Raw genomic sequence first — 21,335 nt, forward strand, 5'->3', positions numbered from 1 at the left:
CGCCGGCCTACGGCGTCACGCGGTCACTGCACTTCTCAGGCGCCGGCGCCGAGCTCGCGCCCGAGCTCCATCGTGCGGGCGTTCTCGGGCACGCGCTCCAAAAAACTCTCCCGCATCGCGCCGTCCGTCATCCGGTTCGCCCGCGCGAGGAGCCGCGTCCGCGCCTGGAAAATAGAATGTTTGCCGCTCGTCGTGCTCCCCGACGCAATCAGCGCCTCCGCATACACGAGCCGGAGCAGCGCCTCCCCCTCCTCCATCCCCCCGAGCGACGCGAAGAGCCCCATCGCCGCCCCTGCAATGCCGAGCCCGGACGGCCAGTTGCCCTGCGCGAGCAGCGCCCGCGCCCACGCCGCCAGCGCGAACGCCCGCAGCGGCCCGATTGCCGCGAGCGCCTCGGCTGCGCCCTCGGCCTCGATCTCCGCCGCCTCCAGATCCCCGCGCGCGAGCAGCAATGCGGACAGGTAAATCCGCGCCCGCCCTTCCTGCCGCCGGTTCGATTGCTGCGCGAAATCGGCCATCGCCTCGCGCAAATGAAGCGAAGCCTCCCCGAGCGCCCCGCGCGCGGCGAGCGCGGGCCCGAGGTTCTGCTTCGCGAGCGCCGCCACGTTGTACAGCCCGAGCCGCCGCGCCTCGCCGAGCAGCTCCACGAGATCCCGCTCCGCCTCGGCAAAGAGACCGAGCTGGATCCGCGCGTGCGCCGCGTTCACGCGCGCCACGCACGCGTCCCTGCGGTTGCCCGTCGCGAGGAACGCCGGAATGCTCTTCTCCGTCGCGAGCAGCGAGGCCGCCGGATCCCCCGCGCAGAGCGCCCGCGACGCGTGCAGCGCATACAGCCGCGCCGCAACCCCCTGATCCCGCTCCGCAATGGGCCACGCCGCCATTCCGAGCTGCCCGATGAGCGCCTCGGCCGCCGCGTGCTCCCCCGCATGAAGCAGCGACGCCGCCACGTGCGCCACCGCGCTCACGGCCGGCGCCGATGCGCCCATCGCCTCCGCGCCCGGCGCGCGCACCTCCTCCGCGAGCTCTTCCAGCGCGTCCCTCTGCCCGAGCCGGACCAGCATCGACGCCGCCGTCGCCGCCGCCCCGTACCACGCCCCGCTGCCTCGCGGCAGCGCTTTCATCGCGCTCGCCGCGCGCGCCGAGGCCTCGGCCGCCTCCCCGAGCCAGCGATACGCCTCCGCCTGGATCCACGCGAGCTCCCCGCGCGCCTCGGGCGACGCGCCCCGCGTCCCCTTTTCGGCCCGCTCGATCGCCGCCCGGAAATCGTTCCCTTCGAGCGCCTGCTCCGCTGCCCGCCGGTACCACGCCGCCGCCCGCGCCGGCGCCCTTCCGCGCTCGTAATGTTCTGCCAGGACAACCGCGTCCCGCTCCCCCGCCTCCTCCAGCCACGCCCCCGCGAGCTCGTGCCCGAGCGCGCGATCCGCCTCGGTCAGCGCCGCATACGCCGCCTCGCGCACGAGCGCGTGCCGGAATGCATATTCTTCCTGCGCGGGAAAACGGCTCTGCGGCCGCTTCACCACGAGCTCACGCGCGCAGAGATCCACGAGCATCGGCCCGAGCGCGTCCTCCCGCGGCCCCTCGCCGAGCAATGCCGCGGCCCCGCCCCGCCAGAACACCTGCCCGAACACGCTCCCGGCGCGCAAGAGCCGCCTGGACTCGGCCGGAAGCGCGATCAGCCGCGCCTCGACCATCGCCAGCACCGTCTCCGGCAGCTCCGCGGCCCGCCCGCTCTCGGCCGCGCGGATCAGCTCCTCCAGGTAAAACGCATTTCCTCCGGCCCGCTCCACGAGCCGCGCCACCATCGCATCCGAGATCCGATCACCGAGCACCTCCCGCACGAGCCGCTCGGCCGCCTTTTTTGAAAGCTCCTTCAGCCGGATCTCCTGCAAAGGCCGCCCTTCCCAGAGCCGCGGGAACACCTCCGGCAAATCGGGCCGCGAGAGCGCCAGCACGAAGATCGGCCGCTCGGGCAACGCGCGGAGCAGCTCGTCGACGAGTTTTACCGTCGGCCGGTCCCCCCAATGCAAATCTTCGAGGATGAGCATCGCCGGCCGCTCCTCCGTCTCGACACGCAGGAGATCCTCCCACGCGGCCCGGATCTGATCGCCCATGAGCAAAGGATCCCGCCGCGCCGCGCGCAATTCGATGCTCTCCTCGTCCGCCGGCGGCACGCCCGCGAGCGGCCCGAGGAACATCACGGCCCGTTCGAGCTCCTTTCCCGCGAGGTGCCGCCCGAGCCGCGCCCGCAGCCTTTGCCGCTGCACGTCGAGCGGCATCCCCCCGGACAACCCCGCCTGCCCGCGCAGCATTTGCCCGACCAGCGCGAACGGCGAATTCTGGCTCATCGGATCGCCCTGCCCGACCCAGACCCCGACCGAATCCCGCTTTTCGCGCACCTTGCGCAAGAGCTCGTGCCGAAGCCGGCTCTTGCCCATGCCCGGCGCCGCCAGGATCACCGCGGCGCGCGAGAGCGGCTCGTCGAAACACTCGTCGACGAGCGCCATCAAAATCGCCATTTCGCTCTCGCGACCGACACAATGCGTGGGCCGCCCGAGCAGCGTGCGCGCCGCCTCCGTCACGTCGCGCTCGCCGCGCAGATACAGGCCCCCCTCGTCGCCGTCAACGTCGAACCGCACGTCGAGCAGCCCCGCCATCACGTCGTCGAGCCGGATCGGCGGCGCCTTCCCGGCCGGCGCCTTTTTCCCGAGCAGCTTCACGCCCCGCTCGATCACCGCGCCCATCGGCAGCCCCTCGGACGACACCTCCGCGCCCGCCACGAGCGCCATCGGCGCCTCCGGCAGCGCCGCCCGCAATTCGAGCGCCGATCGCGCCGCCCGCGCCGCCTGATCCGTCGCCGCGCCCGTCGATAGAAGGCTCACGACGAGCGTCCCATCCGAAAGCGCGTCGAGCCGCCCGCCATATCGCTCGACGATCGCCCCGAGCGACCTCGCCCGCCCGCCGCCCGCGTCCATCGCCGTGTCCGCCCCCGAAAGCTCGAGCGTCGGCGCGAAGACCCCGCTCTCCCCGGCTTTCGGCGCCCGCTCGCCCGGCGGCAATTTCGTGAGCACGAGCGAGACCACGCGCCGCTCCTTGCCCGTCAACCCGCTCGGCCGCATGCTCGCTTCGATCGCGTCCGTATCGGCGATGATCCCGAGCGCCGCGAGCTCCGCCGCCACCGCGGCCCCGTCCCTCGGCCGATCCTTCGACGCCTTCGCCAGCATCCGCGCCACGAGCGCGTCGAGCGCCTCCGGCACCCCGGGCCGCATCGACGAGACGCGCGGCGCCTCCTCCAGCACCACCTTCAGCAGCGCCGCGTGCATCTCCTCCGCCGCGAACGGCGGCCGCCCCGTCAGGCAATGAAACAGCACGCATCCGAGCGCGAACACATCCGCCCGCGCATCGATCCGCTTCGACCCCCGCGCCTGCTCCGGCGCCATGTACGCGGGCGTCCCGATCACGTATCCCGAGTGCGTCAGCGCCTCGCCGCCCTCGACCCGCGCGATCCCGAAATCGAGCAAACGCACGTCCGTGGCGCTCTGCCCCACGAGGAAAATGTTCGCCGGCTTCAGATCCCGGTGCACGATCCCCGCCGCGTGCGCGACCCCGAGCGCCTCGGCCACGCGCAGCGCCACGCCCACGCTCTCCGCGGCATCGAGCCCCGTGCGCTTCAGCCGATCACCGAGCGTCTCGCCTTCCAGCCACTCGAGCGCGAGCCACGGCTCCCCTTCCGGCCCGAGCCCGTGCGCCACGTGCCGCACGATCCCCGGGTGATCGAGCCCTTCGAGCAGCTCCGCCTCCCGGACGAAGCGCGTCTCGGTGTCCGCGTGCGCGTGGGCCCAGAGCACCTTCAGCGCGACGAGCCCGCCCGTCCTGCGGTCCTTCGCGCGGAACACCTTCCCCATGCCGCCCGAGCCCGCCACTTTTTCGAGCTCGAACCGATCCGCGACGACGTCCCCGGGTTTCATGCTGGGAGCCCGACGGGTAGCGCGAAGCGCGGGAAAAGGCCAGCTTTTCGACCGGCCTGGGGGACCGTGAGCCGGCTCAGTCCGGGACCGCGAGCGAAAGGAGGGCGCGTAGACCAGCGGAGGGTATGGCGATCATTCGTTTGGTGAATCGGAAGAGGCCAGCCGCGCCCTGGCCCTACCTCTCGCAATATCCCCCCAGGTGTCCTCATCTACTTCGAGCTCTGGATATTCTTCCAGCGCGGGGTTCACGAGATGTTCGAGTATCGCCGTCATGCTCTTTGCGACCGCCAATCGTAGGTCCTTGCTGTTGGCCTCCGACAATAGCGGGGCGATCTCGACCACCACCGAATTGAGAGCATCCATTGCCTCGATGCTGGCGTCGCGCACGACTCTCGCAGCTTCCACCGTGCCTAATTTCATAGCCCTACTCCTAGAATGAACACCCTTCTGCCTCCATGCACTCTCGCATGCATCGCCTGAACCGACCGCCTCCTGGGGCCGGCAGGCCTGGCGACCCCGAGCAGTAATGGTCACAATCGTGATGATCACGACCTCCCCAATCTGCCCCCGTCCCGGCATCGCCTGCCCGTCCGCCGACGCGGACACCTTGCCCATGCGCAGCTTCCGGTTCGTGAGGAGCTCCTTCGGGAGGGTCATCCCTCGCAGGGCCATCCGCATGCAACCCCAACGTCCGGATTGGGCTGGCCCGTCGTCTCCACCTCCACCACGTGGCCTTCTTGGTCGACCTCCACCGAGGCGTCGAGCGTGTAGTGTCCGGGGTTGATATCGCCGCTGAGCTCATCCACACATTCCCTGAGGCGCTCTGCGGTGGCGTCAGGGATGCTCGGCCGGTCATCCGGCCCCGAAGGGCGGTAAATCCTGGCCGAGCGGCATGAGCGAGAGCGTCATGCAACCGATGAGGCCGAGGAAAATGAGGGCTCGCAAACGCGGAAGGTTCACTATTCTGGATGGCAGCAGGGACATCGAAACTCCTGTCAAGGCAGCGCAGGTCCGCCCCCCACCTTGCCGACCTTCGCCGGCCCGTCACCGACCTTCCCCGGTCCATCACCGACCTTCCCCGGTGCGTTGGCTTTTTTCCCTGGTCCATGCCCACGATGACAGGTCACAGCGGTCACCCCTGTCAACGGCGCCCCTCCCCACTGGACCGAACCGAACCGCGCTCCCCACGGGGACCCCTCCCCGCGAAGATTTTCGCTCCGCGCTCCCCCCGGGGACCCCTCCCCGTCGAGGATCCGCGCTGCAATTCTCCGCGGGGACCCCTCCCACGCCCGCCCCCCGGCGACAAAATCCCCCGGGGAGGGCCTCTCCCCCCGACCTCCCCGCGGGGAAATTCCCGCGGAGACCCCTCCCCGCGCGGCGCGCCTCGCCCGGATCCTCCCGTGGACCCCTCCCCGCACGTTTCCGCGCGAAGACGCGCTCGTCTCCGAAGCCTCCCACCCCGATTCCGCGCGCTCCGACGTCTCCCTTTCACCCTTCCAAAAAGGCTGACGACCCTAGCGCGCGCCGAGCCCGCCCATCCGGCTCAAAGCTGGATCCCCGAAAAGATCGTCGCAATCCCCTGCACGACCAGCAAGAGCCCGCACACCACCGCGAACGCCACGGCCCCGCCCGTCCGCCGGAAGAGCTGCGTTTGCCCTCCCACCGTCACGAGGCTTCGCATCTCCTCGGATCCACCGAGCTCCCAGCGCGCCCGTGCGTCCCTGTAAAACCCGTCCACGCGCTCCTGCTTCCGCGTCATGGCCGTGATCATCACGTCGGCGCCCTCTGGCACCACCGCCTCCTCGACCTCCACGTGTGTCGCGCCGGGCGGCACCAGATCCCGCGCCCACGACGGCCACGACGACAGGGCCTCCTCCACGCGCACCGCAGGCGACACCCATTCGTCCCCCACCACCTCCGCGTCCCCGAGATCGACCACACACGTACCGCTCGTATCGCGGAGCGCGACCCGCGACGCGCGCAGGATCGACCGCTCCCCGAGCCGCGCGCGCCGCTTCCCGTCCCCGGAAAAACCTCGAATGGTGGTGCGCACGGCGACGCAGCCCTTCCGCGCGAGCCCGTCGATCGGCTCCTCCGCCGCCGAAATCGTCCCCGCGAGCTCCACCACCCCGGGCTCGATTTCCGCGATCTTCTTCGTCGGGCGCCGCCACACCTCCAGCACGAGCGCCGCGCTCTCCCGCGCTCGAAAGACGAGCGCGCTCCCGGCCACCACGAGTCCTGCCCCGAGCAACGTGAGGATCATCGGAAGCTCCTCCGCGTGCGGCTCGCGAGCGAGAGCACCCCGAAGCCGGCCGCCGAGAGCACGACCAGCGAAAAGAGCCCGCCAAGAAAAAGAAGCGGGCTCATTCGCCCCCCGATGCGCTCCTTGGCGCGATCGAGCGGATGAATCGTGACGAAATCCAGGCCGTCCCGGCAGGGCACGATGTCATTCGTCTGCTTGCAACCGAGCACCGTCACCGGCATCCCCTCCGCGAGGACACGCTCCCGGTAGACGGCCGAATCTCCCAGCGTGGAGAGCTCTTTCCCGCACGCCTCCCGGATCGAAAGCGGAATGCCGGGCCCCGTCGCTTCCTTTTCCTTCATCCACCGGCCCGGCGCGTCGCCCGTCGCGGAGAGCCCTCCGATCGCGATCCCCACCCGCGGATCGGAGCCGAAGAGCCATGTCGCGCCCTCCTCTTCGTCGATCCGTACCCGCTCGTTCGTCTTGGCAAACGCGAGCCGGAATGCGAAACCGTCGTTCCTTCGCACGGCCACGTCTTCGAAGCTCCCGAGCGCGCATGAAACCTCGAATCGGCCGTCGCCGCTCGGGGACAAGCGCCCGACGGCCCCGACCCAGCCCGCGGCGGGGGCGCCGAGCGGCGAGGACGACGACGCCTTGAGCAGCGAAAGCTCGCCGCGGATCGCCATCGGCCCATCGTCCGTCCTTCGCTCCGCGTGCGCCCCGAGCCGCGACCCGATCGACGCCGTCCGCAAAGACACCCCCAGAAAAAACAAGGCGCCGCAGGCGAACGGCAGGAACGCGAGCCCGACGATCACCCTCGTTTTTCGTTTTGGCTCGAAGGAAAACATCGGCGTCATCGTCGCCTGCCCGGGGCCCGGCCCCGATGAAAGAGGTTACTGCAAAGAGAGCCAGCTCATCGAATCGACCCGCGTGATGTAGATCGACCCGCCGTTTCCATCGGGCTTGTAGATCGCGGCCTCGCCCCACGCGAGCGTGTCGAGGAGCGCGCAACTGAACCCGGAATGGCCCACGATGGCCACGTTCGTACCCGTGGGCGGCTCCGTCGCTACGAGCGACATCGTGCTCGCGCAGCGGTTCCCCTCGTCGTGCACGTAATAGGTGATGTCGCTGCGCTCCTCGACGGCCGGCCCGAGGTTCATGAGGTCGGCGGTCGTCACGCACCGGCAGAACTCGCTCGCGAGCACGCGCCCGAACGGAAAGCCGCGGCTCTTCATCGCCAGGCCGATCTGCTCGGCCTGGGAGACGCCCGTCGCGTTGAGCTGCCGGGCGGTCGCGGTCGCGCAGTCCGGATCGCAGCTCTTCCACCAATCCGGCGACGACGTCTCGGCCGCCGTCCCGAGCGCCAGATTGTCCTGGCACACGTCCGCGGCCGCGTGGCGAAAGACGAGGTTGTACCCGCCGCCGACGAGCGCCTGCCCGATCGTCACGGCGAGCTCGGCCGTCGCCGCCCCGCCCCCGCAGCTCCCCGGCGCGTCGCAGCCGTACACGGCGTAATGGTAGGTGCGCGGCGCCTCGGGCGTCGTGGCCACCAGATTGCGGAGCGGCTCGCTCGCCGCCGACGCCGCGCCCTCGTAGACCACCGTCGCGCTCGGATCCTCCGGGCCGAGGGGCATCCCGTTCTCCGCGCGGACGATCCTCGACGTGGGCTTGCTCGATTTCACCCACGAGAGCTCGACATATCCGGAGGCGACCGATGCCTTCAGATCGCTCGGGTCGATCGCAGCCCCGCCGCCTGCGCCGCCACTCCCGCCCGCGCCGCCGCTCCCGCCCGCGCCGCCACTCCCGCCTGCGCCGCCATTCCCGCCTGCGCCGCCGCTCCCGCCTCCGCCCCCGACGCCACCTGCGCCGCCGGTGCCCGTGCTCGTCCCCGTCCCGGCGCCCGCGCCTGAGCTTGCCGCTCCCGCGCTCCCGCTCGTGCTGCCCGACGTCGTGTACCCCGCTTCACCCTCGTCCGTGCAGCCGGATGTGGTGCCCCACAAACCGAGGATCAACGACGTCCCGACGAGAACCTTTTTCATTGATTCCATTGTCTAGAGCACCGTCTCTTGCCCGTCAACATCGTCCCGAACACGCCTTCCTGGCCTTGCGGTCCTTCCGCGATTTCCGCAACCGCGCCGTTGCCTCGTCATCCAAATCGTCGGCGCTCGCGATGCGATGCCCGGCGGCCCCCGAGGGCCCCGGACGCGTGCTCGCTGCGAGCGCCGTCCTCTCCATTTCAAAGCCCAATCCGGAAGCGATCGATCATGCCGACGAACCTCGGCGGGGCCGCACGCCTCGCCCTTTTGCCCCTCGCCCTGCTCGCGTTCGGCGCGAGCTGCGCCCCGGCTCCCGACGCCGAATGCACGGACGGCCCCATTTGCGAGACGAGGGCCACCGGCGAGCGTTACGTGGTGCCGCGCTGCGTGCCCGCCTGGAACGACGGACCCGTCCCCGCCGATTGCGGCGTCTTCGTCTCCGCGACCCTCGGCGACGACGACAACCCCGGCACCCAGGACAAACCTTTCCGCACCCTCGCCCGCGCCGCCCTCATCGCCGGCGCCGAACGTCCCATCTATACCTGCGCCGAAGACTTTTTCGAACGCCTGGTCCTGCCCGCCGGCGCCAGCATCTTCGGCGGCCTCGATTGCCAGGACGGGTATCGCTGGCAAGACAACACCCAGAAGACCCGCCTCTACGGCTCGCCCGACGAGGTCCCGCTCGTGCTCGCGCCCGGCCCGCGCACGAGTCGCATCGAGGACCTCGCCGTCTTCGCCGCCGACGCGACCCGCCCCGGCGGATCGTCGATCGCCCTGCTCGCCGACCACACCCGCGTCGAGCTCCGTCGCTGCGACGTGCGCGCCGGCGCGGGCGCCGACGGCGAGAATGGCACGAGCCTCCCATACGATCCCACGCTCGACGGTTACCCCGGTTTTGATGGCCAGGCGGCCTGCGTCGCCGATCCCGACCTCGGGACCCCGGGCGGCGCGCGCGTCGAGCGCATGTGCGACGGCGGCCGCGTCTCCATCGGCGGGCAAGGCGGCGACGGCGGCGCGATCCTGCCGGATTCATTGCAATCGACCCCCGGAAAGGCCGGCGAAGTCGGCACGCCCGCGGCGCCGAGCTTCGGCCTCGGCGGCGCCGGGGACGCGGGGAGCGGCTGGAGCTGCACGACCGGAAAGGGCACGCCCGGCAACGACGGATCGCGGGGCACGCCCGGCACGGGCGCGGCGGGCTTCGGCCGGCTCGGCCCCACGGGGTATTTCGGCATCGCGGGCGGAACCGGCGGCTTTGGTTTGCCCGGACAAGGCGGCGGCGGCGCCGGGGGCGCGCGGGGCGCGGCCTCGATTTGCGCCAATGCGACCCCCGGGGCCGGCGCGAGCGGCGGAAGCGGCGGCACCGGCGGCTGCGGCGGACATGGCGGCATGGGCGGCGGTCCCGGCGGCGCGAGCATCGGCATTGCCAGCATCGAATCAACGATCGTGCTCTGGGACGGACGCGTCGCGGCCCATCGGGGCGGCCGCGGCGGTGACGGCGCCGATGGCCAGCCCGGCGGCAAGGGCGGAATGGGCGGCGTGGGCGGCACCGGAAAAGGCGTCTCCGCGCCCGACGCTTGCCACGGCGGCGCGGGCGGAACGGGCGGCAAGGGTGGCCCCGGCGGCGGCGGCCTCGGCGGGCCTGCCGTCGTGATCGCCTACGCCGGGGCCGAACCCGAGCTCCGCGGCGCCGTCTCGCTCGCCACGGGCAAACCCGGCGAGGGCGGCAAGGGCGGCGACTTCGACGTCGCGGGCAACCGCGGCGCGCCCGGCCTCGGCGCGGCCGTCCGATCGTTTTGATGCTCCGCGCTTGACGTGCCCGTGCGTGCGGGGCACCGTCCTCGCCAATCGTGAAAATCTTTTCATCGCCGTCGGCATTGGCGACAGTGCGGGAATCGGGCGCTAGCAGCCTGTGGAATCATCGTCGCGAGCGCCCCGAAGCTAGGGCGACGGAGCGAGGAATCCTGAAGGATTTCGAGCGATGTCGACCGACGATTCGGGGCGCGCAGCAGATGAGTCCACAGGCTGCTAGGACATGAGCGCCCTCGCCGTACGCTTCGCTGGCATCACCGAGGGTTTGCCCCGGGCATTCTGGTCGCTCTGGGCCGGCATGCTCGTCAACCGGGCCGGCAGCTTCGTCGTCCCGCTCCTCTTCGTTTACCTCACGCAGCAGCGCGGCCTCGACCTCCCCACCGCGGGCCTCGTCGCCTCGCTCTTCGGCGCCGGCTCGCTCGGGGGCACCATGCTCGGCGGCGCCCTCGCCGATCGCCTCGGCCGCCGCGCCACCATGCTCCTCGCGCTCGTCACGAGCTCCGCGTTCATGATGGGACTCGGCTTCGCGCGCGAGCTCTGGCAGCTCGCCTCGGCCACGTTGTTCCTCGGCTTCTTCTCGGACATGTACCGCCCCGCGAGCCAGGCCCTCGTCGCCGACGTCGTGCCGCCCGAGCACCGCGTGAAGGCGTTTTCCCTGCAATACTGGGCCGCGAACCTCGGGTATGCGTTCGCCGCCGTCCTCGGCGGCTTCATGGCGAAGCGCAATTTCCTCGCGCTCTTCATCGGCGACGCGCTCACCACGCTCGTCCTCGCCGCGATCATCTGGCGCTCCGTCCCCGAGAGCCGCCCCGCGGAGGCACGCGACGACAAACGAGGCAGCGTGTTCACGCCCTTCCTCGACGGAAAATACCTCCCGTTCCTCCTCTGCAACTTCGCGCTCACGCTCGTCTTTTTCCAGCACCTCTCGGCCATGCCGGAGGACATGCGCCAGAAGGGCCTCACCACCGAGCATTATGGCGCGACGGTCGCCACGAATTGCTTGCTCATCGTGCTCCTCCAGCCGCTCGTCACGCGGTGGGTGAAGGGCATCCCGCGCGGCGTCCTCCTCACGGTTGCCTCTTCGCTCACGGGCCTCGGCTTCGGGGCCATGGCGCTCGCCACCACGCTCCCGGCCTACATGGCCACGGTCGCCGTGTGGACCCTGGGCGAGATCATCTTCGCGCCCGTGAACGCGAGCATCGTCGCCGACCTCTCGCCGATGCACCTCCGCGGCCGTTATCAGGGCGCTTTTTCGCTCACCTTCAGCTTCGGCGCGATGGGCGCTCCCTCGATCAGCATGCGCCTCCTGCCGAAGACGGGCCTCCCGGTCTTCTGGCTCATTTGCCTCGTGCTCTGCTTCGTCGTCGCGGCCTGCCAGCTCGCCTGGGGCAAGAACCTGCCCTCTCCGGCTCCCACCGAAAAACCCTGACGCGCGGCGCCGGCTCGACATCCGCGCGCCCAGAAAAAAGTGACACCGGTGGGCTGCCTCCCTGTACCATGCGGTTTCCCCCGAACACGAGGTCCCCCGTGCTCCGACGACTCCTCTTCCCCATCGCTGGAATCGGCCTCTCCCTGTTCACGATCGCCTGCGGCGGAGGCGCGCAAACGACCCCGCCGCAGACCGCCGCGGACGCGGAGGCGAACCCGGACACGAACCCGGAGGCACCGAAGAAGTCGGCGAAACGGCCGCCCCCGATGGACCCGAGCCTCGGCCGTGACAAAGAGCACCCGGTCCCTCGCTGCGGCCCCGTCGACAGCTACGCGTTCGTCTCGGAGTACACGTGCAAGGACGGCTCGCAGCCGCTCGGCGCCGATCCCCGCAAAGGGCAACAAGCGCGCTCGGGCAACGTCGGCGCGAACCACACGGGGCACATCATCGACAGGTACGTGGTCGAATGCCCCGACGGCGAAGTCGAGATCTTCGTCGACATGTACGGCTGCCCGGCCGCGGAGGAGCGCCTCGATCAGATGCGCGAGGCGGAAAACCCGTTCGGCCCGCCGGGCGAGGCCTTGCCGCGCCCGCGCCTCCTCGCGATCGCCGCCGTGTTCAAGAAGATGAGCCAGGCGCCGCTCTCGGAGGCGAGCCGCGAGCACCTCGGCAATGCGGTCGAATGGGCCAGCGAGAGCCCCGACATCGACGTGCGGCTCTGCCCGTGGTTCCGCGATTACATCGACGGCCCGAACGCGAAGAGCCACTCCGGCCCGGCGACGATCCTCCTCGGTTACACGATCCTCGGCGTGGCGGCGCACCTGATCGAGAACCCGCGCGCCGATTCGACGACCGCCCAGGTCGAGGGCTTGCGCATGGCCATCCGCGTGTATCGACAGATGCGCGACGACGGCGCATTCCGCCCCGTGCCGGTCCTCGAACAGCTCGACAAAGTCGAGTCCGAGGGCAAGCTCGCGGGCTGGTTCGCCAAGAACACGAATTGCAGTCCCTAGTCCCGAGGGGGACGCCTCGCGTCCCCCTCTCGTCCGGGCAAAGCCCGCACGGTTCGGCGCTCTGTCAATCGATCCGCTCGAGCAACGCCGCCGCCCCGAGCCCGCCCGCCGCGCAAATCCCGAGCAGCGCCGTCCGTTTGTCCGACCGAACGAGCTCGTTCGCCATCGTCGTCACCATGCGCGCGCCCGTCGCGCCGAACGGGTGACCGAGCGCGATCGATCCGCCGTGCACGTTGAGCCGCGCCGGATCCACCTCGCCCACGGCCTCGCCCTTGCCGAGCCGCTCTCGCGCGAACGCCGCGCTGCCGAGCATCTTCAGCACGCACAGCACCTGCGCCGCGAACGCCTCGTGCAGGTCCACGAGATCGATCTCCGCGAGCGTTCGCCCCGCCCGATCGAGCACCTTAGGAATGGCGAGCGCCGGCCCCATGAGCAATTGATCCGCCGGATCGACGCCCACGTACGCCCACGAAGTCAAAGCCGCCCGCGGCGCGAACCCGAGCGCCCGCGCCTTCTCCTCGCTCATCAGGAGCACCGCCGCCGCGCCGTCCGTCAGAGGGCTCGCGTTGCCCGCCGTCACCGTCCCGTCCTTCGCGAACACGGGCCGGAGCTTGGAGAGTTTTTCCTCGCTCGTATCGGCGCGCACGAGGCCATCGGCGTGCACCCATTTCCCTTCGCTCGTCTCGACCGGCGTGACCTCCTCGTCGAACCGGCCCGACGCCATCGCCGCCGCCGCGCGGTGGTGCGAGCGCGCCGCGAACGCGTCCTGCGCCGCGCGGGAAATCTCGTTCCGCCGCGCCATCTTCTCGGCCGCCTCGCCCATCACCTCGCCCGTCGTCCGCTCGGCGATCTTCGGCCGCGTCGGCAGGATGTCCGTGAACGGCGCGAGCTTTCCGACAGCGCCGAGGATCGCCTTCGGATCGGCTTTCCCCAGCGCGACCGGCGCGAGCGCGTGCACCACCTTTTGCGGCAGCTTGATCTCCGCATTGCTCGTCGAATCGCTCCCGCCCGCGATCACGATGTCCGCCTCGCCGCGCTCGATCGCCGCCGCCGCGAGCGTCACCGCTTGCAGCCCCGACGCGCACGCCCGCGTCACGGTCATCGCCTCGCAGGCCGGATCCAGCCCGAGATCCAGGGCGATCTCACGCCCCACGTTCGGCGCCGTCCCCGGCAGGATGACCCCGCCCCACACGATCGACGCGACGTCCCGCCGCCCGAGGTTCGCCTTCTTCAAAAGCCCCCGCGTCGCGGCCACGCCGAGCGCGATCGTGTCGAGCTTCGTGAAATCCGTGAATGCCTTGACGAACGGCGTTCGCAGCCCGTCCACGACCACCGCCCGCCGCCCTGTTTTTCCGCTCATCCCCATGTTCCCCTCACGCGCCGATGAGCGCGCCTCCGCAGACCCGCACCGTCCGCCCCGTGATCCCCGCGGCCCCCGGGCTCGCGAGGAACGTGATGACCTCGGCCACGTCCTCGGGCAAACCTCCCTGCCCGAGCGCGGCGAGGCGCCGCCCTGCTTCACGCACGGCCACCGGGATCGCCGCCGTCAGCCGCGTCTCGATGAACCCCGGCGCAACGGCATTCACCGTGATTCCCCGCTCCGCCAGGATCGGACAGAGCCCCGCGACGAACCCGAGGATCCCCGCCTTCGACGCCGCATACGCCGATTGCCCGACGTTCCCGGCGATCCCCGCGATCGACGACAGGCACACCACGCGCCCACCCTCGCGCAGCAGCGGCTCGAGCGCCTCGTGTGTCCGGACGACCGCGCCGAGGTTCACGGAGATCACCTCGTCCCATTGCTTCTCGCTCATCCGCCCGAGCGTCTTGTCCCGCGTGATCCCCGCGTTGTGCACGACGACATCGAGCCCGCCGAGCGATCGCACCACGTCCGCGATCCGCGCGGGCGCATCGTCCGCCCCGAGATCCACGAGCAGCGCCGTCCCGTTGATCGATCGCGCGAGCTGGCTCGTCGGCCCATCGTCGCCGGGTCTGTCCAAACAAACCACGTGCGCCCCCTCCTCGGCAAGCCGCCGCGCCGTGGCCGCGCCGATGCCGCGCGCCGCGCCCGTCACGACCGCGACCTTCTTTTCGAGCGGCCGCACGAACGGCGGGTTTTCCTCGGACACCTTCGTCCGCGCATCGACGACGAACGGTTGCGCCGAGACGAACGCCGATCGCGGCGAAAGCAAGAATCGAAGCACGGGCCCGAGGCGCGCCTCGGCGCCCTTCTCCACGCGCACGAGGTTCGCCGTGGCGCCCCCGCGGCCCACCTCCTTCGCCACGCTCCGGACGAACCCTTCGAGCGCGGCTTGCGCGGCCGCCGCCGCCGGCCCCTTCCCGCTCGGCCGCCCGAGCACGAGCACGCGGCCCGACCGCGCGAGGCGGCTGACGAGCGGGTGGAACGTCTCGTACAGCGCGTGAAGGCCCGCCACGTCCCGGAGCCCCGTCGCGTCGAACACCACGCCCGCGACGCGCTCGTTCTCGCCGAGCGCCGCGAGCGCCCGCGCAGGCCTGCCGTACGCTTCGCCCGGCTCCACGAACGCGGGCGCAATCGAGTCGGACCCCGTCAAATACGCATTCGCCCCGGCCGCCGCGAGCGTCTCCGCGATCACCGGCGCGAGTTCTGCGCCCGCCGACGCGCCCACGACCACGCTCGCGTCCGCGAGCGGCCTCTCGCGCCAGGGCCCGCGCGCGCGCCGGAGCGGCACGGGCAGCGGAATGGGCAAACCGAGCGCGTTCACGACCGCCCGCGCCCGGGCGTTCCTACCAATTTCCAGCAAAACGTCACTCATGACCCCTTCTCCGCTTCAAAGTGACCTTCCAGATAACTCCCGCCGCCGTTCGCGTCCCCCACCCAGATCCCGCGATTCTGATCCACGTACACGCCGACCCGCGCGGGCAGGACGAGCGGCCGGGTGAATCGCACGTCGATGACCGAGAGTCGACTCGGATCTCCCGCGAGCCGCGCCCGGTTCAACGCCTCGATCGCCCGCGCGAGCGTCGAGAACCCGTGCAGGATGCACGACCGGAAGCCCGCCGCGCGCGCGTACGGCGCGATCCAGTGAATCGGATTGAAATCCCCGGTGAGCTTCGCGAAATCGAGCCCCGCGCTCGCCGGGATGCGGGAAAACGCGATTTCATGCGCGTTCGCTGGCACCGTCGGCCGCGCCTTCTTCTCCTTGCCCTCGCGCTTTTCGAGCGGGATGAACGTGCGCATCTCGGCCACGAGCGCCATCCCCGCGCTCTCCGTGCCCGTCTCGATGACCTGCGTCACGAGCGCCCGATGACCATCGTCGTCCACGCGATCGATCCGCGCCCGCACGCGCAGCGGCTCGTTCGCCGGCAACATCGCGCGTTGCTCGATCCGACAGCCCGCGTTCACCACGCGGCTCAGCGGATAGGGCAGCACCGCGAGCGCCCGCGCCGCGAGGGGAAATCCCCATTGCGGGAACATGTGCGCCGGCAAGCGCCCGCGATACCACGCGGGATCGCCGCCCACGTGCCGCACGTAATCCCGCACGAGATCCGCGGGCCGCGGCGCGATCTCCTCTTCCAGCCAGCCGCCTCGCTCCGCGTCGATTCCGCTCGCCGGCCGGCGCATGACCGACGCGAGCGCCGCCTGCCCCATTCCTCGCAGCACCGGGAGCTGCGAGAGCACGTGTTTCGTCGAGACACCCATGGGTTTTACTCCGCGGCGACGGCCTGCTTCTCGGCCTCGGGCGAGAGCATCGCGAGGATGCGCCCGCCCGTCGTGGTGATTTCTTCGTGGAGCGCGCGCGCCCGGAGCTCGGCCCGATCGAGATACCTCTCGGCGAGCTCCCGCCGCGCCGGATGTTTTTTCGCCTGCGCGACCAGGATCTCCGCAATGGCCTCGTCCGCGAGAAGCCGGATGAGCCGCTCGGCATGCAGCATCGCGAGCGAGAAATCTCGCTTCGGATCCCAGCCCTTCGTCAAGGCGTCGCGCCAGCCCGCGAACGGCACGACCGAAAGCGTCCGCAGCTTGCCCGCGGCCGTGCGCGTGAGCAGGTGCTGCTGCGCCGAGAGCGAATACCCCTGCACCCGCGCGAGGCGCCGATCGAGCTCGTCTTTCCCGGTGAGCGCGCCGAGCCGCGCGTCCGCGATCCGCCCGAGGAAATCACGCGGCCGCTTGATGGCGCCGATGAGCGTGTCCTTCATGGCCATGAGCGCCTGGATCTGGCTCGTCCCCTCGTAAATGGGCATCACGAGCGCGTCGCGCAAGAGCTTCTCCGCGCCGTAATCCTTCGTGTACCCGACGCCCCCGTGGATCTGGATCGCGCGCCGCGCGATCTCCACGGCCTTCTCCGCGGCCAGGTATTTGAGCAGCGGCGTCAGCCTGCGCGAACGCGCCCGCCACCGCGGCAGCTCCCGCGCCACGCGCTCCCGCTCGGCCGGCCCGAGCCCCGCCGAGAATCGCTCGAAGAGCACGAGCTTCTGCGCCATCTCCTCGCTGTACGCCGCGTCCACCGCGAGCGCCCGGAGCCCCTGGATGTCCGTGCGCATCTCGTCGAGGTAATCGGCGATCATCTCGTGCCGCGCGATCGGCTTGCCCATCGAGCGCCGCTCCTCGGCGTACGCCTTCGCCATGCGATACGCGCACTCCGCGAGCCCGATGCTCTCGAACCCCACGCCGACGCGCGCGTTGTTCATGAGCACGAGCATGTACTTGAACCCCTCGCCGCGCTTGCCGACGAGCTCCCCCGGCACGTTGTCGAACGAGAGCGCCGCGGTCACCGACCCGTGATGCCCGAGTTTTTCCTCGACGCGATCGATCGTCACGTACCGCTTGCGCGTCCCGTCCGGCAGATCGTCATAAGCTTTGACGAGGAACATCGAGAGCCCGCCGAGCCCCGCGAACGGATCGTCCGGGTCCTTCGCCTCCTCGGTCCGCGCGATGACGAAATGGTATTTTCCGTGCCCCGACGTGATGAAGATCTTCTGGCCCGAGAGATACCAGCGACCGTCGGCCCCGAGCTCCGCGCGCGTGCGCAAGGCGGCCATGTCGCTGCCCGCGTTCGGCTCGGTGATGTCCATGCAGCCCCAGGCGTCGCCGCGGGCGATCTCCTCGATCGCGCTCGCGAAACGCGTGGACTCGATCCGCCCGCGCGCCGGATCGAGCGCCGTCGACCCCTCGTAGATTGAATACGCGAGCATCGCCATCGCCATCCCGCCGTGGAACGAGTGATGCGTCATCACCGACACGTCGGCGCGCGCGATCATCTCCCCCGAGAGGAAATACAAAAGCAGCGGCGCATTGAGCCCGCCGAGCTCGCGCGGCAAGCACAGCCTGTGCAGCTCCGCCGCCTTGATCGCCTCGAAGACGTGGTTCATCGCCGGCCCGGCGATCGCCTCGCCGCCTTCGAGGTGCGTGTCCTCGCGGTCGATCGCCGCGGCGCGCGTGGCGATCTGCTCGGCGGCGAGCGCGCCCGTGGATTCGGCCACTTCGCGATAAAAGGCCACGGCCTCGTGGGGCGTCTTGAAGCCGTCCTCGGTTCGATACCCGAGCTCGGTCACCTCCACGAGCGGAGCCCAGTCGACGCCTTCCTCGAAATGGAACCTGAGGTCGTCGTTGTCGGTGAAGAAATTGGCCATGGATTCACCTTTTCGGTTGGGCCCCGCCGCGCGACCGGGCGGGGGAAAACAGGCTCGCGCGCGCGATTCGAGCGAGCTCACGATCGCTGCGGGCGCGCGCGTCGTCGTCGAGCGCCCCTTGCATCACGGACGCCGTCGCGACCGCGGAGATGACGAAAAGCATCACGTGCACCACGTACGCCTCCGGATCGACGTCGGCGTGGTGTTTTCCCGCGGCCTGCCCGGAGCGAATGTACCCCGCGACCGCTTCGAGCCACGGGCGCACGGGCCCTCGCAAAAGCTTCCGCATCTCGGCGGGCCGATCGAGCGCCTCGCGCAAGACGACCCGCGCGCGATCGGGATCCGCTGCGAAGAACGCGGAAAGCTCGCCGAAGACCGCCTCGAAACGATCCTCGCTCGCCGCCGCGGCGAGCAAAAGCCTCGGCAGCGTATCGTTCCAGTGCGCGAGGATCGCGTCGAGCACGGCCTGACGAAGGTGCTCCTTCGACGGGAAATGATGCAGCACCGCCTGCTTCGTCAGCGAGACCTCGTCCGCCACCGCTTGCAAGCTGGTCGCGTCGAAGCCCTGCGCCGCGAAGAGGCGCGTCGCCGCGGCGACGATGGCGCGCGGCACGTCGGGGTCGGAAGATCGAGCCAAAACCATCCGGTCAGGACTTCCCTACCAGTTGGTAAGCGCCCGGTCAAGCGGGGTCTTACGTACCGCGTCATGGAGCCGGGGCGCGCGGTCGGGCGTACGTCCCGCGAGGACACGAAATGGGTAGCACGACCCGACGCACTCGTGCTACCAGCTCGGCACGGGAACCTCGCTTGCGTCCGCGCCTCCTTTTCCCTTCGTCCCTCTTTCTGGCATGGCTCGTCGCTTGGCCCGCGCGCGCGCACGACGAGGTCACGCCGCCCGTGCCGAAGAGCCAGCCCGCGCCCGCGTGGCCCGGTGGCCGCGCGGAGCCGCACGACGTCATCGTCCCGCTTTTGATCACCGTCGGCCCCGACGGCCGGGCCGTGGCGATCGAGATCGAGGCGAGCGTCTCGCCGGCCTTCGACGCCGAGGCGATCCGCGCCGCGGCGCAGTGGACGTTCGAGCCCGCGCGCCGGAGCGGAGCGCCCGTGAAGGCGCGAATCCGGATGATCGCCCGATTCGAGGGCGTGACCGAGGTACCACCGGACAAACCGGCGGACAAACCCGCGCCCGGCCTCCTGGATCCGCCCCCGCATCCGCATCCGCATCCGCCGCCGCCCCCGCCTCCGCCTCCGATTGCCGTGACCGTTCGCGGCGAAGGGCCGCCGCGCAGCGCCTCCGAAGTCGTGCAAAAGCGCGACGTCCTCGCAGCGGCGCCGCATCGCACGGCGAGTGATCTCCTGCGCGTCGTCCCCGGCGTCTTCATCACGCAACACGGCGGCCAGGGCAAGGCGCATCAGATCTTCTTGCGAGGCTTCGACGCGGCCCACGGGCAGGATCTCGAGCTGCGCGTCGCGGGCGCGCCCGTCAACGAGGTCTCGAACATCCACGGCCAGGGTTATGCCGACCTGCATTTCGTCATGCCCGAGGTCGTGAAGAGCGTCCGCGCGAAGGCCGGGCCCTACGACCCGCGACAAGGCGATTTCGCGGTCGCGGGCACCATCGAAATGGATCTCGGCCTCGCCGAGACGGGTTTTACCTCGTCCCTCGGCCTCGGCACCTACGGCGAACGGCGCCTCTTCCTCGCCTATCGCCCCGCAGGCACGACCGAAGCGACCTTCGCCGCCTTCGAGGCGCAAAGCACCGACGGATTCGGCCCCTCGCGCGCCGCGCGCCGGGCCTCCGCGATGGCCCAGCACGTCTTTCCGATCAGCACGAACCTCTCGGCCCGCGTGATGGCCTCGGCCTATGCGGCGCGATTCTCCTCGCCGGGTGTCCTCCGCCTCGACGACATCGAGCGTGGCCTCGTCGATCGATTCGCGACCTACGACGCGCGCCAGGGCGGCGACTCGACCCGCATCCAGGTCGTCCTCTCCCTCGATCACGACGACGACAGCGGCAAAGCGCGCTTCTCCTTCACGCCTTATTTCGTCGCGCGTGGCCTCCGCCTCCGCGCCAACTATACGGGGTTCCTCCTCGACCCGATCGACGGCGACTCGCAGCAGCAGACGAACGAGGCGACGACGTTCGGTTTGTCCACACATTACCACCGCAAGACGCCGATCTTCTCCCCGGAAGACGCCCTCGAAATCGGCGTCCAGGCCCGCGGCGACACGATCGAACAATCGCAGCGCCGGCTCTCGGTCGTCACCGATCGCGTCACGGAAACGCTCGCCTTGGCCCACGTCCGCGCCGCCGACGTCGCTGGATACGTCGACGCCTCGCTCCGGCCCTTCCGCCGCGTGGTGATCCGCGGCGGCGTTCGTGTCGACGGGCTCTTTTATGGCGTCACGGATCTCGCCTCGGGCGAGGGCGCGGGTGCGGCGCGCGGGGCCATGGGCGCGCGCGTGGGAGGAAAAGCGACGGTCGACGTCACCTTGCTCCCGGGCCTGCACGCGGTCGCGAGTTATGGCGACGGCTTTCGCTCTCCGCAGGCCCGCACCCTCGGCGACGGTGAACGCACGCCCTTCACCACCGTGCGCTCCTTCGAGGCCGGCCTTCGTTATGCCGACGGCGACCGCATGCGGGCGAACCTCGCCGCCTTTCACACCCGCCTCTCCGACGACCTCGTCTTCGATGAAAAGGCCGTCGCCTACGAGCGTGTCTCCGCCACACAGCGCACCGGCTTTTCGCTCGATTTCGTCCTCCGCCCGCGCTCGTGGATCGTCGAGAGCGGCAGCGTCACGTATACCCGCGCCTCGTTCACCGAAGCCGGCCCCGAGGCAGCCATCGGCTCGCTCGTCCCCTACACGCCGCAGCTCGTCGCGCGCGCCGACGTCGCGCTCACGCCTCGCCTCGCCCGCCTCTTCGGCCGTGATCTCGTGGGCAAGATCGGCGTCGGCCTCGCCTACCTCGGCGCCCGGCCTCTGCGTTTCGCCGAGTTTGGCCGGGACATCTTCCTTGCCGACGCCACGATCGGCGCCCGGCTCCGCGAGGTCGAGCTCGAGTTCGACGTCTACAACCTGCTCGACGCGAAATGGTACGACGGCCAGTTCACCTACGCTTCGAGCTTCACGCGCGGCGGGGCGCCCTCGCTCGTGCCGCTCAATCACGTGACGGTGGGCGCGCCGCGCACCCTGATGGGCACCTTGTCCCTCCACCTCTAGAAGCGA

Annotated in this window: 14 protein-coding genes; 4 read left to right on the plus strand and 10 right to left on the minus strand. The window is 70.4% G+C overall.

What is annotated here, in order from left to right; all coding sequences use genetic code 11:
* Window positions 1-35: 35 nt before the first annotated feature.
* The 5 genes from QHF84_RS17660 to QHF84_RS17680 form a co-directional block, all read right to left on the minus strand.
* The gene (locus QHF84_RS17660; protein ID WP_281314481.1) at window positions 36-3,965 is read right to left on the minus strand and encodes a serine/threonine-protein kinase; all 3,930 of its coding nucleotides are present in this window, start codon (window positions 3,963-3,965) and stop codon (window positions 36-38) included.
* A 132-nt stretch (window positions 3,966-4,097) separates the two neighbouring features.
* Entirely contained in the window at window positions 4,098-4,385 is a 288-nt protein-coding gene (locus QHF84_RS17665) for a hypothetical protein (RefSeq protein WP_281314482.1), read from the minus strand.
* Window positions 4,386-5,508: 1,123 nt separating this feature from the next.
* Window positions 5,509-6,228: a hypothetical protein gene (locus tag QHF84_RS17670; RefSeq protein ID WP_281314483.1), complete on the minus strand. Its 720-nt coding sequence runs from the start codon at window positions 6,226-6,228 to the stop codon at window positions 5,509-5,511.
* Window positions 6,225-7,064 (minus strand): hypothetical protein, encoded by an 840-nt coding sequence (locus QHF84_RS17675; protein ID WP_281314484.1) that lies wholly within the window; start codon window positions 7,062-7,064, stop codon window positions 6,225-6,227. The genes QHF84_RS17670 and QHF84_RS17675 overlap by 4 nt, the downstream gene beginning before the upstream one ends.
* A 36-nt stretch (window positions 7,065-7,100) precedes the next feature.
* Complete coding sequence (locus tag QHF84_RS17680; protein WP_281314485.1) at window positions 7,101-8,246, minus strand: hypothetical protein; 1,146 nt, start codon at window positions 8,244-8,246, stop codon at window positions 7,101-7,103.
* A 225-nt stretch (window positions 8,247-8,471) separates the two neighbouring features.
* Here QHF84_RS17680 and QHF84_RS17685 point away from each other — a divergent pair, with 225 nt between their 5' ends.
* The 3 genes from QHF84_RS17685 to QHF84_RS17695 all read left to right on the plus strand — a co-directional run bounded on the left by QHF84_RS17685 (window position 8,472) and on the right by QHF84_RS17695 (window position 12,494).
* Entirely contained in the window at window positions 8,472-10,040 is a 1,569-nt protein-coding gene (locus QHF84_RS17685) for a PGRS family protein (RefSeq protein ID WP_281314486.1), read from the plus strand.
* A gap of 235 nt (window positions 10,041-10,275) precedes the next feature.
* Complete coding sequence (locus QHF84_RS17690) at window positions 10,276-11,481, plus strand: MFS transporter (protein ID WP_281314487.1); 1,206 nt, start codon at window positions 10,276-10,278, stop codon at window positions 11,479-11,481.
* Window positions 11,482-11,579: 98 nt separating this feature from the next.
* Window positions 11,580-12,494, plus strand: a complete 915-nt coding sequence (locus QHF84_RS17695) for a hypothetical protein (protein WP_281314488.1) — start codon at window positions 11,580-11,582, stop codon at window positions 12,492-12,494.
* A 64-nt stretch (window positions 12,495-12,558) separates the two neighbouring features.
* On the opposite strand, the gene QHF84_RS17700 is transcribed toward QHF84_RS17695, so the two are convergent.
* Genes QHF84_RS17700 through QHF84_RS17720 form a run of 5 tightly spaced genes read right to left on the minus strand, consistent with a single transcriptional unit; the run spans window position 12,559 to window position 18,744 of the window.
* Window positions 12,559-13,854 carry an acetyl-CoA C-acyltransferase gene (locus QHF84_RS17700; RefSeq protein ID WP_281314489.1) on the minus strand — a complete coding sequence of 432 codons (1,296 nt, stop codon included), beginning with the start codon at window positions 13,852-13,854 and terminating at the stop codon, window positions 12,559-12,561.
* A gap of 13 nt (window positions 13,855-13,867) precedes the next feature.
* On the minus strand, window positions 13,868-15,289 hold the full coding sequence (locus tag QHF84_RS17705; protein ID WP_281314490.1) for a 3-oxoacyl-ACP reductase: 1,422 nt from the start codon (window positions 15,287-15,289) through the stop codon (window positions 13,868-13,870).
* Window positions 15,286-16,176, minus strand: coding sequence for a MaoC/PaaZ C-terminal domain-containing protein (locus QHF84_RS17710; RefSeq protein WP_281314491.1), 891 nt, complete (start codon window positions 16,174-16,176; stop codon window positions 15,286-15,288). Before QHF84_RS17710 ends, QHF84_RS17705 begins: the two co-directional genes overlap by 4 nt.
* A gap of 5 nt (window positions 16,177-16,181) precedes the next feature.
* Complete coding sequence (locus QHF84_RS17715; RefSeq protein ID WP_281314492.1) at window positions 16,182-18,107, minus strand: acyl-CoA dehydrogenase family protein; 1,926 nt, start codon at window positions 18,105-18,107, stop codon at window positions 16,182-16,184.
* 4 nt (window positions 18,108-18,111) lie between these two features.
* On the minus strand, window positions 18,112-18,744 hold the full coding sequence (locus QHF84_RS17720; RefSeq protein WP_281314493.1) for a TetR/AcrR family transcriptional regulator: 633 nt from the start codon (window positions 18,742-18,744) through the stop codon (window positions 18,112-18,114).
* A 170-nt stretch (window positions 18,745-18,914) separates the two neighbouring features.
* Between QHF84_RS17720 and QHF84_RS17725 the strand changes: the two genes are divergently transcribed.
* The gene (locus QHF84_RS17725; RefSeq protein ID WP_281314494.1) at window positions 18,915-21,329 is read left to right on the plus strand and encodes a TonB-dependent receptor; all 2,415 of its coding nucleotides are present in this window, start codon (window positions 18,915-18,917) and stop codon (window positions 21,327-21,329) included.
* The last annotated feature ends 6 nt before the right edge of the window (window positions 21,330-21,335 follow it).

Origin of the sequence: Polyangium sp. y55x31 (assembly GCF_029946505.1) — a bacterium.
Classification (GTDB): Bacteria; Myxococcota_A; Polyangia; order Polyangiales; family Polyangiaceae; genus Polyangium.

Excerpts from the sequence above, each read along its gene's own strand:
- QHF84_RS17660 (WP_281314481.1), bottom strand. The coding sequence starts at position 3,965 with ATGAAACCCGGGGACGTCGTCGCGGATCGGTTCGAGCTCGAAAAAGTG.
- QHF84_RS17665 (WP_281314482.1), bottom strand. The coding sequence starts at position 4,385 with ATGAAATTAGGCACGGTGGAAGCTGCGAGAGTCGTGCGCGACGCCAGC.
- QHF84_RS17670 (WP_281314483.1), bottom strand. The coding sequence starts at position 6,228 with ATGATCCTCACGTTGCTCGGGGCAGGACTCGTGGTGGCCGGGAGCGCG.
- QHF84_RS17675 (WP_281314484.1), bottom strand. The coding sequence starts at position 7,064 with ATGACGCCGATGTTTTCCTTCGAGCCAAAACGAAAAACGAGGGTGATC.
- QHF84_RS17680 (WP_281314485.1), bottom strand. The coding sequence starts at position 8,246 with ATGAAAAAGGTTCTCGTCGGGACGTCGTTGATCCTCGGTTTGTGGGGC.
- QHF84_RS17685 (WP_281314486.1), top strand. The coding sequence starts at position 8,472 with ATGCCGACGAACCTCGGCGGGGCCGCACGCCTCGCCCTTTTGCCCCTC.
- QHF84_RS17690 (WP_281314487.1), top strand. The coding sequence starts at position 10,276 with ATGAGCGCCCTCGCCGTACGCTTCGCTGGCATCACCGAGGGTTTGCCC.
- QHF84_RS17700 (WP_281314489.1), bottom strand. The coding sequence starts at position 13,854 with ATGAGCGGAAAAACAGGGCGGCGGGCGGTGGTCGTGGACGGGCTGCGA.
- QHF84_RS17705 (WP_281314490.1), bottom strand. The coding sequence starts at position 15,289 with ATGAGTGACGTTTTGCTGGAAATTGGTAGGAACGCCCGGGCGCGGGCG.
- QHF84_RS17710 (WP_281314491.1), bottom strand. The coding sequence starts at position 16,176 with ATGGGTGTCTCGACGAAACACGTGCTCTCGCAGCTCCCGGTGCTGCGA.
- QHF84_RS17715 (WP_281314492.1), bottom strand. The coding sequence starts at position 18,107 with ATGGCCAATTTCTTCACCGACAACGACGACCTCAGGTTCCATTTCGAG.